Source organism: Allofournierella sp. (assembly GCF_048388525.1).
Lineage (GTDB): Bacteria > Bacillota > Clostridia > Oscillospirales > Ruminococcaceae > BQOK01.
Map to the genome: position 1 here is coordinate 45,080 of NZ_DBGCTQ010000068.1, position 16,154 is coordinate 61,233.

Annotated in this window: 13 protein-coding genes; 1 reads left to right on the top strand and 12 read right to left on the bottom strand. The window is 57.3% G+C overall.

Translation table 11 applies throughout. The features are described from left to right. Positions 1-11 precede the first annotated feature (11 nt). Positions 12-2,399: a TIM-barrel domain-containing protein gene (locus tag ACMLHZ_RS08940; protein ID WP_418667398.1), complete on the top strand. Its 2,388-nt coding sequence runs from the start codon at positions 12-14 to the stop codon at positions 2,397-2,399. A 69-nt stretch (positions 2,400-2,468) separates the two neighbouring features. Here ACMLHZ_RS08940 and ACMLHZ_RS08945 read toward each other — a convergent pair whose 3' ends face one another. From ACMLHZ_RS08945 to ACMLHZ_RS09000, 12 genes are all read right to left on the bottom strand, one after another. After that, the gene (locus ACMLHZ_RS08945) at positions 2,469-3,245 is read right to left on the bottom strand and encodes a M23 family metallopeptidase (protein WP_418667399.1); all 777 of its coding nucleotides are present in this window, start codon (positions 3,243-3,245) and stop codon (positions 2,469-2,471) included. Positions 3,246-3,304: 59 nt separating this feature from the next. Then, a complete protein-coding gene (locus tag ACMLHZ_RS08950; protein WP_418667400.1) occupies positions 3,305-3,820 on the bottom strand; it encodes a hypothetical protein in 516 nt (171 codons plus the stop codon). A gap of 31 nt (positions 3,821-3,851) precedes the next feature. Next, the gene (locus tag ACMLHZ_RS08955) at positions 3,852-4,541 is read right to left on the bottom strand and encodes a hypothetical protein (RefSeq protein ID WP_418667401.1); all 690 of its coding nucleotides are present in this window, start codon (positions 4,539-4,541) and stop codon (positions 3,852-3,854) included. A gap of 76 nt (positions 4,542-4,617) precedes the next feature. Continuing rightward, on the bottom strand, positions 4,618-6,513 hold the full coding sequence (locus ACMLHZ_RS08960) for a clostripain-related cysteine peptidase (RefSeq protein ID WP_418667402.1): 1,896 nt from the start codon (positions 6,511-6,513) through the stop codon (positions 4,618-4,620). Between the two features lie 14 nt (positions 6,514-6,527). Continuing rightward, positions 6,528-9,632 (bottom strand): hypothetical protein, encoded by a 3,105-nt coding sequence (locus ACMLHZ_RS08965; RefSeq protein WP_418667403.1) that lies wholly within the window; start codon positions 9,630-9,632, stop codon positions 6,528-6,530. 3 nt (positions 9,633-9,635) lie between these two features. After that, positions 9,636-10,130, bottom strand: coding sequence for a hypothetical protein (locus ACMLHZ_RS08970; RefSeq protein WP_418667404.1), 495 nt, complete (start codon positions 10,128-10,130; stop codon positions 9,636-9,638). Positions 10,131-10,148: 18 nt separating this feature from the next. Then, the gene (locus ACMLHZ_RS08975; protein WP_418667405.1) at positions 10,149-10,835 is read right to left on the bottom strand and encodes a hypothetical protein; all 687 of its coding nucleotides are present in this window, start codon (positions 10,833-10,835) and stop codon (positions 10,149-10,151) included. 403 nt (positions 10,836-11,238) lie between these two features. Continuing rightward, positions 11,239-12,477 carry a nucleotide sugar dehydrogenase gene (locus tag ACMLHZ_RS08980; RefSeq protein ID WP_418667406.1) on the bottom strand — a complete coding sequence of 413 codons (1,239 nt, stop codon included), beginning with the start codon at positions 12,475-12,477 and terminating at the stop codon, positions 11,239-11,241. A 20-nt stretch (positions 12,478-12,497) separates the two neighbouring features. Continuing rightward, a complete protein-coding gene (locus ACMLHZ_RS08985; RefSeq protein ID WP_418667407.1) occupies positions 12,498-13,553 on the bottom strand; it encodes an NAD-dependent epimerase/dehydratase family protein in 1,056 nt (351 codons plus the stop codon). Between the two features lie 200 nt (positions 13,554-13,753). Beyond that, positions 13,754-14,257, bottom strand: a complete 504-nt coding sequence (locus tag ACMLHZ_RS08990; protein ID WP_418667408.1) for a hypothetical protein — start codon at positions 14,255-14,257, stop codon at positions 13,754-13,756. 99 nt (positions 14,258-14,356) lie between these two features. Then, positions 14,357-14,779 carry an acyltransferase family protein gene (locus ACMLHZ_RS08995; RefSeq protein WP_418667409.1) on the bottom strand — a complete coding sequence of 141 codons (423 nt, stop codon included), beginning with the start codon at positions 14,777-14,779 and terminating at the stop codon, positions 14,357-14,359. Between the two features lie 73 nt (positions 14,780-14,852). Then, positions 14,853-16,154 (bottom strand): lipopolysaccharide biosynthesis protein (locus tag ACMLHZ_RS09000; RefSeq protein ID WP_418667410.1); only part of this gene is annotated, 1,302 nt, incomplete at its 5' end.

The window sequence follows — 16,154 nt, forward strand, 5'->3', positions numbered from 1 at the left end:
AGGAAGGTTCCATGATCATTCGCCATCAATACAACAGCGCCTCCCCTTACGAGAGCTGCGGCTACGAGCGCAGCCCCGCCTACCCGGCGGCGGGCCAGCCGGTCCGGATCCATTTCCGGGCAGAGGAGCTTTGCGGGCCATACTGCGGCGCCTGGCAGCTTGCCTGGGCGGTGAACGGTGCGGCCCGGCCACCGCTGCGGCAGGCGGAGCCCGAAGGCCTGGACGACGAGGGCCGGGCGTATTTTTCCTTTTTGCTGCCCGCCCTGCCGTCTTTTTCCCAGGTGGAATACTGCATCCAGGCTTCAAACGGCGTTTGCAGCGACCTGTTTGAATACACGGTGCTGGACCCGGTTGTTTTAGAGCAGCCGGCCGCCCTGCGGCAGGCCGGGCAGGAGCTGCGGCTTTATTTCAGTGCGCGGCAGGGCGGATATTGCTGGAGCTGGTGCCTGAACGAACTTGGCGCCAGCCACACCCTTACGCTGTGCGGGGCCCACCAGCCCTCCGATGTGCTGCCGGGTCCCGCCTCCCTTACCGCGGGGCCCTATACCCTGTCGCCCGCCCCCGGCGGCGGCGCGCTGGAGCTTTGGTGTGAAGGCCGCCGCCTGTTGCGCGTCCCCACCCGCCTGGAATTGCTCGTCACCGCAGAGGGCTGCGTATGGCAGGCCCGCCTTACACTGGAACTGGCGGGCGAACACTTATACGGCACCGGCGAGCGGTATACCAGCCCGGACCAGGCCGGCAGGCAGGTCGTTTTCAGCAGCTTTGAACGGTTCACCTTTCAGGGGCAGCGCAGCTACCTGCCCATCCCGCTGTTTTACACCGAACGGGGCGTGGGGGTGCTGCACGGGGGCGGCGAGGAATTCACCGCGGAATTTGAATCCGGGTGCGAAGCTCTTGTGCGCGCCCGGCTGGAATACCAGTGCACGCCCGGCACGCCGGCTTTCAGCGACCGCATCCTTCTGGGGCCGCCCCCTGCTGTTTTGCGGCAGTACCAGGCTCTGACCGGCCAGGCCCTGGAACCGCCGGACTGGGCGTTCGGGCCCTGGATTTCCTCCAACCGCTGGGAAACCGCCGCCGCTGTGCAGGAGCAGCTGCAGCAGCTGGACCGCCACCACATTCCGGCCACCGTGTTCGTGCTGGAACGCTGGAGCGACGACACCCTCTTCGATCGCTTCGAGGCTGCCCGGCACCCCGTTTCCCCGGGCAGCCACTGTTTTTCCGGCGGCGAGCTCGATTTTTCCCACAACCCCCGCTGGCCCGACCCACGCGCGCTCTGCCAAACTCTCTGCGAGCGCGGGCTGCACCTGATTCTATGGCAGGCGCCCATTCTGCGCATGCCTCCCAACGGGGAGTACCCCCAGGCACAGCAGGACATGGAATACGCCATTCAACAGCGCTACTGCGTTATGTTGCCCACCGGCCAGCCCTTCCGCTGCCCGGAAGGCTGGTTCAAGGGCAGCCTGCTGCTGGATTTTACCAATCCGGAAGCGGTGGCCTGGTGGCAGCAAAAACGGGCGTACCTGCTGAAGGAATACCACGCCTGCGGTTTCAAGACCGACAGCGGCGAGCTGGTCACCGATGACCGCGCCCTGTTTTTTGGCGGGGCCACCGGCCGCCAGCTGCGCAACACCTACCCCCTGCATTACGAGGCGGCTTACCGGCAGCTGCTGGAAAAAGAGCAGGTGCGCGGCGTGAACTTTACCCGGGCAGGCTATTCCGGCGCACAAAAATACGCCATCCACTGGACCGGCGACCAGTGCTCCTGTTTCAGCGAATACCGGGCGCAGCTGGCCGCCTGCCTTTCCGCGGGCCTGAGCGGCGTGTTGTTTATGGGCTTTGACCTGGCCGGGTTTGCGGGCAGGCTTCCCACCTTGGAGCTGTATTGCCGCAGCGTGAGCCTGGCGGCGTTCAGCGCCCTGATGCAGTTCCATTCCGAGCCCACGCAGGGCGCAAACAACGACCGAAGCCCCTGGAACATGGCCCGCTGTATGCACGCGCCCTGGCTGAACGCTTATTTCCGCCACTACGCAGACCTGCGCATGCAGCTTATACCTTATCTTGCGGCAGAGGCGCACTTTTGCGCACAGAACGCCCGGCCCCTGATGGCGCACCTGGTGCTGGACTGGCCCGGGGATCCCGCCGCACAAGCCTGCCATACCCAATACATGCTGGGCCGCAGCCTGCTGGTGGCCCCTGTGCTGGAGGAGGGCGCACTGGGCCGCACCGTGTACCTGCCCGCGGGCCGCTGGCGGTGCGCCTTCGACGGCGCGCCCTATCCCCCCGGTTTCCACAAACTGCCCTGCGGCGAGGGCGAGATCCTTGCCTTTGTGAAATGCAACACCCCCGGCGAGCCCCTGCTCCGCTTTCTGCGCGGGGGCGGCTGGAAAAGCCCTAAATGAACGGCGGGCCGCATTTCCCACACAACAATGGACAGGGCCTGCCCTTTTCGGGCAGGCCCTGTCCATTGTTTAAAGCGTTTCTGCGCCCGCCGCACTTTCCAACACACAGCGGCCGTCCGGCAGAGCCAGGCAGTAGACCGGCCGGCCGCTGCGCAGCAGCTTGTACCAGGTGCCGGTCATTCCGGCCAGCCGCACCGCGCCCCCTTTTTCCAGCACAGGGCAACGCTCGTGCAGCGCAAGGCTGCCGGCTGCCGCGTCCACACTGGGTGCACTGAAAATTTCGCAGCGGGGATGCTCTGCGCTGGTGCAGCGCAGCACCACGCCCCGCACCGCCTCCCACACGGGCGGGGCCCAGCTCTCGCCCGGGCCGTAGGTGTACACTCCCGCGCGGGCGCAGGCAAAATCCGGATCCAGCCAGCAGAGCGGGTTTTCCCGGCGCCCCTGCGCCCGTACCTCAAAATGAAGGTGCGGCCCAAAGCTGTGGCCGGTATTTCCGCTGTAGCCAATTACTTCACCTGCGCTCACGGGCTGGTCCGGCACCACTGCAAGCCGGTCCAGGTGGGCGTACAGGGTTTCCAGCCCCTCGCCGTGGGCAAGCTTAACCATATTGCCATAGCTGTTGGTATCGCCGCAGGTCACGGTGCCGTTCCACTGGTGCACGGCGCTCACCGTTCCGACAGCCGCCGCGTACACCGGGGTGCCCACGGCCGCTTGAAGGTCGACCGCGCGGTGCAGGCTGCCGTCGCTGTAAAGCCAGCCGGCGGTGAGCACATGCCGGGCCAGGGGCCATTCCAAGCGGCGCGGCCCTTTTGCGGCCGGGCCGCCTGGCTCTGTGTGAAGATCCATTTTACATCCACGCCTCCTTTTTGAATCCATTCCGGGCGGCGGCCCCGCTTTGCGGACCATCACGCCAAGTAAAGATCGCCCGCGCCGTTCACCTGCACCGAGCTGATGCTTTCGCCGGGATTGGTGATAAAGCAAATGTCGTAGCCCAGGGCGTTGAGTTCATCGATATCGCGCTGATAGCTCGCCACATATATGTGCTGCGGGATCACATATACCGCCTGGCCCGCCGGCCCGAAGGTGGCCATCAGCTGGTTCAGTGTGTTGCGGGCATCCGCGTCCAGCATGCCGCTGCCCGCGTGCAGCACAAAATAGGGCGAGCCGCCGCACTTGGCAATCACCGCCGTGCAGGTCATCATTCCGGCCACGCAGGCAATGTTCGGCGCGCCCAGCGCCAGCTGTGTGCGCTGGTTCGTGAGCAGGTTGGTTCCATTTCCCATGGGCGCCCCCCGGTTCAGTGTCCCTGAGGGCGCGGCCAGCGCCGCGGCAAAGTTGTTCGCCGCATTATAAACGGCAAACAGGTTGGCAAAGTTGGGAGCCGTCGTGCCATTTGCCGGATCCAATACAAAATAATTCATATTGTTCTCCTCTCTTTGTAAAGTTCCCTATTTAAAGTCCTGCGCCCGGGTCGTTCATGGAAAAAATTGCCCGGCAAAGTTCTTCGGTTACATAATCGCTCGCCACCCAGCAATGAAAGCTGTTCATGGGCTGCGCCGTGAGGTAATCCATCAGCCTGGGATTCAACACCTCGGCGATCCCGGGCACATTCATCAAATTCGTGCAGCTGGTGCAGTTGATCTGAATCGAGTGGGGAAGTCGGGACTTTTTGAAATCTTCAAAGGCAGGCTTGACCCAGTGCTCCCATTTGTCTTCTGCTGTAACAGCAGGAGTGGGTGTAGGCCTAAAATCGTATTTATCCTGCACAAGAGCGTTGCCTGGGGAAATGTTGAATACCCGAACGCTTTTATCGCTCTCTCGAATGATATCCCAACGCGAAAGATCGATTCCAAAATTCTCCATGCCGTCAGGCAGCGCAAAGCGCCGCACCAGTACCAGCTTGCCGCGCACCGCGCCCAGGGCCGGAACGGCGGGGCCTGTGTACCACAGGCCGGTGTCGAACCGATTGGCCCAGGGCGGAGCAGTAGACTCGGTTTCCCACAGGTCCGGAGGGAACGGCCTGTCCAGCTCCCCCATCAATGCGTCTTCACCGTCTTCTTTTTTAATGGAAACCACAATGGTTTCGTTGGGGTGCGCCTGCAAAAACGTCCGGCAGTTGGTCTGCACCTCTTCACAGTTCAAAGCCCATTCCCCGTGAGGAGATTTGCAGGTATAGCGCAGAACGCCCCTGTTTTCAATCGTTTATCTCTTGCGCGGCTCAGGCGGCCGCGTAAAAGTCGGAATAAACGTCCTGGTTTTCCCAGGTGATAAACCAGAAGCCGTACAGCGCCGCATCGGCGGCGGGCAGCGCCTCGGGGGTCATGCCGCTCCCGTAGGTAAACGTTTCGCCCACCTTGAAGCCCGGCACGGCGGTGGGGTACTCGCCCGGGTTTTCCGGCTCCGCTCCCCCGCCCGTCTCCGCATCGGCAAAGGCCTCCACCGGGTAGAGCGGCGTCAGCCGCTCGCCGCCCTGCAGCGGCAGGATCTGGCGGGAAAAGCCGTTTTCCCCCAGCGGCACCAGGTAGGCCGCCCGGCCATAGGGGTTTTGCAGGTCGTACTGCAGGATCAGGTTCGCGCGCCGCCCGCCATACAGCACCGGGCAGGCATACTGCGTATACAGGCCGGTGGGGCTTTGCAGCTCCAGCGTGCACAGGGGCTGGCCGCCCAAAAAGGTCCACTCACCGTTCAGCGGGTAGCTGTATTCCCCGTTCTCTGTCTGCACATCGCTGTCGGTGCCCACCAGGTAATAATAATCCGGCGTGGCCTCGTCCTGCTCCCACAGGGTGGCGTATACCTTGCGCACACCCGGCGGCCCCTGCGCCTCCAGCCAGCCGTCCGCCGCCTGTATCTCCATGGGTTCAAATTGGGCCAAACGTGCTCTTTGCAGATATTCTGCAAACGCCTGGGCCTCGGCCTCGTACCGGGGCAGCTTGCCCACCGCGCGGTACCGCTGCAGCTGATTCGCCGCGTCGTACAGCTCGGCGTAGGGCGCATACAGCGACAGGCCGCAGGCCTGTCCGTCCTCGCTGAGGGTCAGCAGAACAGCCTGTTCCAGAGCTGTGTCCAACGCCGGCAGAGCCCCTTGCGCCCCCGCCGGGGTCAGGGGCGCAAGCGCGCCCACCAGGCTGCGCAGATCCGCCAGATCCGATTGCCCCTGCGCCCGGCCGGCCCCGCCGAACCCGAACGCGCCCGCCCGTGCCTGCGCCTGCGCGGCAGGCGGCGTTTCTTCCAGCCCCGCCGCCAGCGTTTCCACCTGCTGCGCCAGACCCTCCAGCGCCGCCAGATCGGTCACGCTCACGGTGGCGGCCGCATAGGCGGGGGCGCTTTTTTCGTAGTACTGCTGTGCCAGCAGCAGCGCTGCGTCCCGTGGGCCCGTGCCGGGCAGCCGCGCCGCGGCGGCATAGTCCCAGCCGGCGGCGGGTTCCATCTCCTGCGAGGCCACCATATACCGGGCATAGGGCGAAAAGGTAAGAGCCGTTTCCAGCGTGGCCATGCAGCAGGCGTCCAGCCCGATCACGTCCAGCGGCTGGTCTGCGCAGCCCGCGGCGGCCAGCGCGGCGTCCAGCTCGGTGAGCATGAGGGAATCGCCCCCGTACAGATCGTCGCACCCAAAGCCTCCCACCGGCCCGTCCCCGTGGTCCCACAGCACCAGGACGGTCTTTTCGGCCGGGTACGAGGCGCGGGCGTACCGGATAAAATCCGCCAGGGTGCCCGCCTCGCCCATGTTCCGGGCGGGCAGGACCTCCTTGACCGTGAGCCGGCCCTGTTCAATGCAAAAGCGGGTATTTTTGCCCACCTCGAAGCCCTCGGTGTGCCACAAAAGGCTGCCGCCCGCCTCGCCCACCACCCGCACCGTGCCAAGATCCGCCGCCAGCAGCTGCTGCAAGTTGGCGGTGGCCGCGCCGCACTCGCTCTCCAGATTGCTGCCCACCATATACAAAAGCAGCGCGTATTCGCTGTCCTCGGCCTGTCGGGTGTAGCTGGCCGCGGGCAGTGAGGCGGCGGGGGCGGCGGGCTGCCAGCTGGTCACCGCCGCCCCCAGCCCCAGCGCCGCGCTCAGCGACGCGGCGGCCAGGATGCCCCTGCCCAGGGGGCGCTTGTGTTTCAGTTCCATCTGTCACCTCGTTATTATAAGCGCGGGGAATAATCGGCCCGGCGGCTTCTTGTGCGGCGCGCTTCCCGCGCCTGCCTTCCCCTCTCGGGGTTTTGGCGGCGCTCATCCAGCGCGCTCAGGATCACCGGTTCGCAATAGGGGCAGAACGTTCCATCCTCCCGGGCCGGTCCGAACTTTTCGTACATCAGGCTCTCGGCCCGGTCCAGGATGTGATCCGGGTCCACCCTGTGCAGATCCTCCACCGAAAGGGGCCCCCGCGCGGCCTGTACCTGCTCCGCCTTCTGCTGCGCGGCCCGCAGCACGCCCTCCCCCGCCTGGGCGCAGGTAGTGCGGCTCTGGGCCCGTACCCGGTTTTTCAGCGCGCGCAGCTGCTCCCACTGGGCGTTCAGGTCCTCCAGATTTTGCTGCCGCCCGCGTTTTAAGCGGGACTCCGGCTGCTGCTCTAGCTTTTCCTCCACCGCCCGCAGCGCGGGCGCAAAGTTCATGTTGTCGGTCACGCGCAGTACCAGCTCCGCGTTTTGGCGCGCTCCCTGGATCGCGTCGTCCAGCTCCAGCAGCACGCTCTCGCTCTCGGGCAGCACCGCGCCGTACTCCCGCGCACAGGCTGCCTGCAGATCCCGCATATATCGCCCCGCGCGGTCGCAGTAATCGGCGCCCTGTGCAAAGAGTTCCAGCTTTCCCTCCAGCGACGCTGCCCGGTAGCGCTGCTTGGAGCTGCGCCCGGCCTCCCCGAGCTTCTTCACGTCGTCGGCGGTGCCGTTTTCCACCATGCCGTTCAGTAAGTCGCCGCACCGGCCCTCCGCGCCGCTTCCCAGCTGAAGCGTGCCCCCCAGCGAATACTTCTTGCCCAGGGCCACAAAGTCCAGCTTGATGCCCAGCGCGGCCGAGTGCGAGCCCGCGCTCACCTTGCCCGCCAGCGCCAGCCGCTCGATGTAAAACAGCGAGATGACCCCCTGCAAAAAGCCCCGGACGGCCGCCAGGGCCACATCGCCGATGGCCTGCGCCGCCCGTATGATCCCCTCGGCCAGGGCAAGGGCAGCCTGTGCCACCCCCATTGCCACATACACGCCGGCCTTGGCGATCTCATAGGCCGCGATCTCAAACCCCGCGCCGATGGCCACGATCCACCGCACCCAGCGCGAGGCGTTCCGTACCCGGTCCCGGCAGCGTTGGATCTTATCGTCCAGGGAATGGATCTGGCTCCACAGGCCGTTCACGCTGTTGCGGGCCTCGTTCACCTTCTGCACGGCGTTGTCCATGCGCCTGTCGTATTCCCGCGCGGCCTGTTCCAGCTTGTTGATTGCCCTCTCCACCAGCTTTTTCAGGCCGCTGGTGTCGGCGATCAGGGAAAACTCAAAATCCAGCGCGTTGAAGCTGGAATAATCGGCCCGCAAAAAGAAGCTCACCTGGAACAGCCGCAAAAAATCGAACTGAGCGTCCACGCTCACCTTCTTGTCCGCAAACACCACATGCGCGTCAAAGTTCAGGATCGACCAGAGGCTGAGCCGGGCGTCCAGATAAAAGCATTTTTGGGCCGTATTCATGCAGAGGAACAGCTCCGGCCCGGTGGCGTCCGGGTCCAGGTACTGGGTCACCATGCTGCCCGGCGCGGACATTGCCACCGTGTGCGAGGTCTTCATAGTGGACTGAGTCAGCGAGAAAACCGGTGTGCGGATGGGGCTGATGTTCAGGTAAGCCAGAACGCCGTCGTCGTCGGTCTGGAAAAACAGCTTTATCCTCACTCCCAAAAGCTGGATCACCCCGCAGAAAAACGCCCCGCGCCGGATCTCGTAGCCCCCCAGGGGGGGCTGGTTCTCCCGCGCATAATAAAACTGCGGGTTCAGCAGCACCCGGCCGCTCTTTTCCACCATGTAGTGGCGCATACGCGCGGTGTCGGTCACCATCCATCCATCGCCGAAGCGGCTCACCTTGCCAGCTCCCTGCAGCGCCAGCCGGGCGGGCGTCAGCGCCCGGTCCATGCCCGCCAGCAGCGCGGCCTGCCCGCCGTTCAGTTCTTCCGCGGCCAGGGTGGGCGCGCCCGGCAGGGCGAACCCCTCAATCTGAATAAAATCGAACGCGTCCACCCCGGAAACGGTCTTGTTCACAAAGGAATTCACCAGTTTTGGCAAACTGAGCGGGCTGGAGGCGGCGCTGAACAGCTTGAGCGCCGCCGGGCCGGGGGCGGTGCAAAAGCTGAAGGCCACAAAGAGCATGAGTTCCCGCGCCGTGATGCGCCCCAGCATCGAGATGGAGAGGCCCTTGCCGTAGCCGATGGCCAGCGCCAGCTCGGTGATCTTCCATCCCCGGCCCAGCTCGATCACCTTGCCTTCCGGCATGGCCCCGCCAATGGAAAACTCACCCGGACCCATAGCGCCGGCCAGCACAAACGCAAAGCTGCCCACGCTCAATTCGCCGCTCACGCTGACCCCGCTGCTGCCCGCCATGCAAAAAAGCCCTTTTACCTGCACGCTGCCGGCGGTGAGCCGGCCCACATAAACCCCTGCCGAGACCGTCTGCCCTGCCTTAAGGGCGGCAAACCCCATTTCATCCAGGCCCAAAAGTGCCCGCATGCCCTGTGCGAACAGGCTTTCACTTCCCGCAAGGCGCATCCGCCCATACAGCATCATATCGCTCTGCAGCGCCGCCTCCGGCAGCTCGTCCGGGGCCTTGATCCCCGTGGCGGCGGCGCATCCGCCAGGCAGCGGACCCCTGCCGTATTGAAAGTAGAGCCGCTCAACACAAAAAAAGTGCGCCGCCTGGTATGCCCCCCGCAAAAGCAGATTTTCCGCCCCCGCAAGGCGCGCGGTCTCCAGCGCGAGCACCAGCACCGCTTCGGGCCTCTTGGCCGCCGCGAAACACAGCCCCGGGCAATTTACGGCCAGCCCCATGCGGCCGCCGCCGTAAAAAAAGGCCGCCTTCGTTTTGGGCAGGGTCAGTGCGCGGCACAATGCGTCGGCAGTCTGCTGCGGCAGGCCCAGACCTGTCAGCAGCCGCGGGAAGGTCTCGCCGTCCAGCGAGACCTCCCCCTGCAGCTGTGCCGTGCCGTTCACCCGCAAAGCCTGTGCGCGGCAGGAAAGGCCCCACAGCTGCCCGTCCGCATACAGCGCCAGGTTCGCCACCGCTCAGGCCCCCAGCAGGGCGGTGTCGCCGCCCAGGCCCATGCGCTCCAGCACGGCGGGGCGGGTGGTATTCCACACCGCCAGTGTGAGCCGGTTGATGTTCACCAGGCCCATATCCGCCGGCAGCAGTTCATGGGCGTCCACCACGATGCACAGGGCGTATTCCACCGCGCTGTCGCTGCTGGTGTAGTGCACAAACGCCTGGTTCAGGCAGATGCGGATTTGCGTAAAGTCCACCCCGGAATTGGGGTTCAGGGTGGAGAGTTGGCTCTCGACCTGCTCCGCGTTCAGCGCGTCCGCCTTGCCCATGAGCTTGTTCACGTCCGCCACCATCTCCTGAATGGTCATGCCGGGCCCGGCCAGATTATCGGTGGGGGTAACCAGGATCTCATAGCCGTCGGCGCCGTTCTTTTTCACCCCGGCGAACAGCGGGGTGCGCAGCAGGGTGAACTCGGCTCCCAGCTGCATGCTCAAACTTTCAGAAATATATTCCGCCATTTTAAATCTCCTCTCTTTTTAAAAAACAAAACCTGCGTGCCCGTACTGCATACCGTCCACCGCCTCTTCAAAGGTCACGGCGCCCGCTACCGTCGGATCCGGAGAGATGGGCTGCACCTTTCCTGCCGCCGGGTCGATCACATACAGTACCCCCTCTTCATGCTTGAGCAGCACATAATGGTAGGGGATAAACGCCCCAGTCGTCTCGTTGGGCAGGCCCCACAGCGAGATCATATAGCCCATGTGGTCCAGGGGCAGCGCGTCGGCATGGATCCTGGCAGCGGCGTTTGCCTGTGCGGCCAGCGGTCCGTCCGGGTAGCCATGGCTGGCAAGGATGGGGTTCACCAAGCCGTCGGCCAGGTCGCCCTTGTAGAACTGGGGCCCGAGCCCCCGCACCAGCAGTTCGCGCATGATGCTGATCGGGCTGGAAAAATCGGCAAGCATCTCGGCCAGGTCTTCGTAGCCCTGGGGCAGCGCGGGGATGGCCTCCTCCTGAAACCGGACATGATCAAAAATGTCCTGGATCTGCCCCTTGAGCTGCGCACTTTTCTGGAAATTAAACTCGCTTTCGGCGGTCTGTACAAACGGTGACGGATCGCCCGTGCCGTTCAGCCAATTGTAATAGGCCAGGCAGTAGGCTCCGCACTGGGTGTCGCCCGCCTGGTGGGGCAAAATACTGGTCAAAGGGATTGTGGATAACTGCATGATAAAGCTCCTTTCAAACCTTGGTTTTGTCTTCAAAATGCCCGCGCTTTCGCCCCTCCTTTCCGTGCAGCGAACGGGCTGGTGAGCTGCTGATTTGATAATATACTATTATCCTTTATTCTCCGGCGCGGGGCGTAGGGGTGTTCGACTTAATTTGCTGTTTTATACGATTTTTCGCGATTTTTATTTCGCGAAATACTGTCAGATATCACAATTTTATTGGTTAAATTTTACAATAACAGTGAAAAGCAGTTGCTTTTTAAAGGATAATAGTATAATAACGGCTGAAACGAAATTATATAAATCAAAAAGGCGTGCAAGTATCTGGATAACCAACCAGATACTTGCACGCCTTTTTCCTTCAAAACTAAACACAGATAAACGTGCAAAATGATTAAGCCATTCAATCCCGCCGAAAAATATCGCGTGTATAAACCTTATCTTGCACGTCGTCCAAACAGGTATCGTAACGATTGGTGATGATCACCTGTGCCTGCGCTTTAAAAGCCACCAAATCGTTGATCACCTCGCTGCCGAAGAACGTTTCGCCGTTCTTCAAGGTCGGCTCGTAGATGATCACCGTCGCCCCCTTTGCCTTGACACGCTTCATCACGCCTTGGATGCTGCTCTGGCGGAAATTATCCGAGTTAGACTTCATAGTCAAGCGATAAACGCCGATCACCACCCTGTGTTCCTTGGCCGTGTTCCAGCTGTCGTTCGCCGCATATGCCCCGGCAGCCTCCAGCACCCGGTCTGCAATAAAGTCCTTGCGGGTGCGGTTCGATTCCACGATCGCCTCGATCAGGGTCTCGGGCACATCCTGGTAATTGGCCAGCAACTGCTTCGTGTCTTTGGGCAGGCAGTAACCGCCATACCCAAAACTGGGGTTATTGTAGTGGCTGCCAATGCGCGGGTCAAAGCACACGCCCTCAATGATCTGCCGGGCATTTAAGCCTTTCATCTCCGCATAGGTGTCCAGCTCGTTAAAATAGCTCACCCGCAGCGCAAGGTATGTATTGGCAAACAATTTCACCGCCTCCGCTTCGGTGAAGCCCATATATAATGTGTCAACATCCTCTTTTAAAGCTCCCTCCTGCAGTAAGCCCGCAAAGGTATGCGCCGCCCGCACCAGGCGCTCGTCCTGCATATCGGTGCCCACAATGATCCTGCTGGGGTAAAGGTTATCATACAGTGCTTTGCTCTCCCGCAAAAACTCCGGGCTGAAAATAATGTTCTTGCTGCCGGTTTTCTCCCGGATGGAAGCGGTGTAGCCAACCGGGATCGTGGATTTGATCACCATGAGGGCCTCTGGGTTCGCCTTCATCACCAATTCGATCACGGCTTCCACTGCCGAGGTGTCGAAAAAGTTTTTCTTGCTGTCGTAGTTGGTGGGCGCCGCGATCACCACAAATTCCGCATCCTTATAGGCTGCTTCCCCGTCCAGCGTGGCGGTCAGGTCAAGTTCTTTTTCCGCGAGGTACTTTTCAATGTACTCATCTTGTATAGGCGACTTCCGTCCATTGATCTGCTCCACCTTTTCCGGCACAATGTCCACCGCTGTAACCGTGTTGTGCTGTGCCAGCAGCACCGCAATGGACAAACCCACGTAACCGGTGCCTGCAACCGCAATTTTTTTATTCATCGTCAATTCCTCTTCCCACGTTATTCCATGTAAAAGGCCTTGTACCATTCAGAAAACTTGCGCAGCCCCGTGCGCAGGTCGGTGCTGGGCTTAAACCCAAAATCGCGTTCCAGCGGCGCGGTGTCGGCATAGGTGACCGGCACATCGCCCGGCTGCATGGGAACAAGCTCCTTATGCGCTTCAAAGTCATAGTTGGCGGGCAGTACCCCGGCGCGGACCAGCTCTTCCTGCAAGATCCGCACAAAATCCAGCAAATTCTCCGGCTGGTTGTTGCCAATATTGTAAACCGCATACGGCGGGATGGGCAGCCCATCCTCGCCAGTTTTCTTTTCGGGCGGTTTTTGCATCACCCGCACAACGCCCTCCACGATGTCATCGATATAAGTAAAGTCCCGCTTGCAGTTACCGTAATTGAAGATCCGGATTGTCTCGCCTTTCAGCAACTTGTTTGTAAAGCCGAAATACGCCATATCCGGCCGCCCCGCCGGACCATACACTGTAAAAAAGCGCAGGCCGGTGCACGGGATGTTGTAAAGCTTCGCATAGGCGTGGGCCATCAGCTCATTGCTTTTTTTCGTGGCCGCATACAGGCTGACAGGGTTGTCCACCTTATCCTCTGTGGAATAAGGCACTTTTTTGTTGGTGCCATACACGCTGGAAGAAGAAGCATAAACCAAGTGCTGCACCCCCGGCGCACCGCCGTCATAGGAGTGGCGGCAGGCCTCGAGAACGTTATAAAAGCCCAGCATGTTGCTTTCGATGTAAGCATCCGGATTGGCAATGCTGTAGCGCACCCCTGCTTGAGCTGCCAAGTTGACTACAACATCCGGCACATATTCCTCAAAAAGCGTAAAAATCAACGCCTTATCCGCTAGATTGCCCTTAATGAAGGTGAAGTTCGGGAACTTCTCCAGTTCCGCAAGCCGGGCCTCTTTAATCCGAATATCATAGTAATCATTCATGTTGTCCAGGCCAACCACTGCCACATTCTGCCCGGTTTCCAACAGGCGCTTTGCCAGGTTGGAACCGATAAAGCCGGCTGCGCCGGTAATAAAGGCCCTGTTATTATTAATCACTATCTTTTCCTTCCAAATTATATTTGTATTCCCCTAAATCTTATTATTCCTCTTTCTTGGTTTACATGATTTTCATAGAAACACCTTCTTCATCAATCATCATTGAAACACATCGTACTATACATAGTTTTTATCAAAGTATTCGCTTCATATAATCGAAAAAACGGGCCACTATATAAATTTTGGCTATATCTTTTTATTCAATATAATTTCTTGAGATATCTAAATCCAGTTTTATCACTCAAAAGCAAGACTAATTCTCCCACTAAAAATGAGGTGCATAGAACAACCATAAATCGTCGGGTCATTCCTCCGCAAAAAAATCCAATTCCCATGCTTTTAAGAATACTGTAAATAAAATTAACCCATTGATGTTCGAAAAAGAGAAGTGCGCTCAACTTTCGAATTCTATGAGTGTCATGGCCCCATTTTGACTGAGTTAAAGCACAAAAAAGAAAATATGATGCTGGAAAAAGAGAGAATAACATTTCACTTCCTCCTGCTTGATATCGTCCTAATGCTTCAATAATAACAAGCACAATGCTTCCTCCCAAAAAGACTTGCACAGATTTGCCATTGTAAAAACTTTCTTTTTTCTTCATCCAATATCCCAATGCAATGAATGGAAATCCAAAGAACAAACCATTTCTTGCTGTGCCCATAAAAACATTATATCCGTTAACCAATTCTTCGATAAATTCCATATTTTTAAAAATGCTCAATTCCAGAATTTCTCTATAGCCTTCATAAAACACTCCTATACCATATAGAAGTGCGGCAACAAATAAAATCCACTTCCAAGTTCAGTGAGCTTGGAGCATACTATACAATAATAAAAAGCCCAGCGCAGCCGCCAAAAGATACCACAGCTGTGAATAAGATCCTATTAATAAAAAGTCACGCAAAATTAAAAGCGTTTTCATCAATATACTTTTTCGAGGGTCAATCACAAAATTGTAAAGAATAATCGGAGAATAGATTAAAGTCCATATGCAATAAAGTTGCAACATTTTTCGCGCCTGCAACTTTATGTTAGCTATATTTTCAGAAAAAGAAAAATATCCATTACAAATGAAAAAGAAAGGCACTGCTAAACGAGCTATACCATATTTCAACAAATAATTCACTTCCTCAAATGAATCAGCAAAAGCTGGCACATGGATATATAGCACCAAAACCGCCATCACTAAGCGTATCACATCAAGAAGAGCGTAGTTTTTTCTCATTTTTTTATCTTACTCTCTGTTTTACTTGTTAAAATACATTTTATTTACCGTGGTGCTTATGTTTTACAAAAATTTATCTTCGAATATATTTATTTACTCTGCAAACCAACTCTTCAATATCTTTTCGTTTCACGAACAAATAGGCAAAATATGCGACCACATAAAATACCAATCCCTTTAACCCACCCACAAACCAACTGGATATAATAAATACAATTGTCAACAACAATTCCAAAAGGATATCCCGATGCACATAAATCTCCATTGTTGTTGAAAGCAATAGTTCCGCAAACACACAGCGAAAAGCTAACACAAAAACAATTGATGCAACCGCCAAGTTCAAATTATGTTGCCAGAACACTGTAACTATTGTGATAACAATGCTCAATATAAGGGTCGCTATATTTACGAGCAATAACCATTTTTCTTTTCGTAGCGCTTTCATATAAGTAGCAATCAACATACTCATTTTGCTTTCGAACACGCACATTGGAAACAGAAGCGCCATGTAAACTAAGCTATCCGCATATTGTGGCAGCCACGCAGATAAAACCACTTTAATTGGATAATAAAACACCAGCATTCCCAAAAGAGGAATCATTAAACAAGTACGCATAGTGTTATAAATACCCGAAAGTTTTTCCGGATCGGTGCGTCTTAGCATAGGGAACATTACTAAAGCTACTGCATTGATAAATATCATCAGTAAATTGGAAACTGACATTGTAAGAGAGACTTTCCCAAAGGTTTCAACATCCCACTGATTTTCAATTGAAATTCGCACAAACCCGATAATCAGCATACTTGCTACTGTAGCAAACGTAATCTTAATACCCGGTATAATATTCTCTTTTGTTTCTCGAAAAGATTCCAATAAACTTGCGGGTCTTCTGAAAACGATCTCTTTACACGAAACAAGGCAATAAATAAGCGCGACTCCTTTTCCCAAAAAATCTGCCGCTACAAAAGGTTGCCATGATTTTTGCCTTGTACCCAAGCAAATCAGAACGCCAATAAGATATACTACCTTTTCAATGACCACAACAAACGCATATTCCTTAATACGATTGGTCGCTTGTAGTATAAATTGTAAAAAATATCGTGGAATAGTTAAAGCAATAACCATCCCAACAAAAAACCAGATCTTGCCTTTTTCACCTTCTATATAAACAACTGCCACCACACAAACAATCAATGAAACAAATATTTCAAGTGTTGCCAATAGCCAAAACTGTCCACTAAAGACTCGCTTATTTAATTGGTTATAGTACTTTCCCCCATAGCGCAATAGTGCTCCATCCACAATACCGAAATGTAAAAAGCCTGTGTAGCTGCAATAAAAAAGGCAAAGCTGAAAATATCCATAGTTTTCTAT

Bases quoted from the DNA above. Each gene is read 5' to 3' on its own strand.
- ACMLHZ_RS08970 (WP_418667404.1), bottom strand. From the start codon at position 10,130: ATGGCGGAATATATTTCTGAAAGTTTGAGCATGCAGCTGGGAGCCGAG.
- ACMLHZ_RS08975 (WP_418667405.1), bottom strand. From the start codon at position 10,835: ATGCAGTTATCCACAATCCCTTTGACCAGTATTTTGCCCCACCAGGCG.
- ACMLHZ_RS08960 (WP_418667402.1), bottom strand. From the start codon at position 6,513: ATGGAACTGAAACACAAGCGCCCCCTGGGCAGGGGCATCCTGGCCGCC.
- ACMLHZ_RS08945 (WP_418667399.1), bottom strand. From the start codon at position 3,245: ATGGATCTTCACACAGAGCCAGGCGGCCCGGCCGCAAAAGGGCCGCGC.
- ACMLHZ_RS08950 (WP_418667400.1), bottom strand. From the start codon at position 3,820: ATGAATTATTTTGTATTGGATCCGGCAAATGGCACGACGGCTCCCAAC.
- ACMLHZ_RS08940 (WP_418667398.1), top strand. From the start codon at position 12: ATGATCATTCGCCATCAATACAACAGCGCCTCCCCTTACGAGAGCTGC.
- ACMLHZ_RS08980 (WP_418667406.1), bottom strand. From the start codon at position 12,477: ATGAATAAAAAAATTGCGGTTGCAGGCACCGGTTACGTGGGTTTGTCC.
- ACMLHZ_RS08990 (WP_418667408.1), bottom strand. From the start codon at position 14,257: ATGGAATTTATCGAAGAATTGGTTAACGGATATAATGTTTTTATGGGC.
- ACMLHZ_RS08995 (WP_418667409.1), bottom strand. From the start codon at position 14,779: ATGAGAAAAAACTACGCTCTTCTTGATGTGATACGCTTAGTGATGGCG.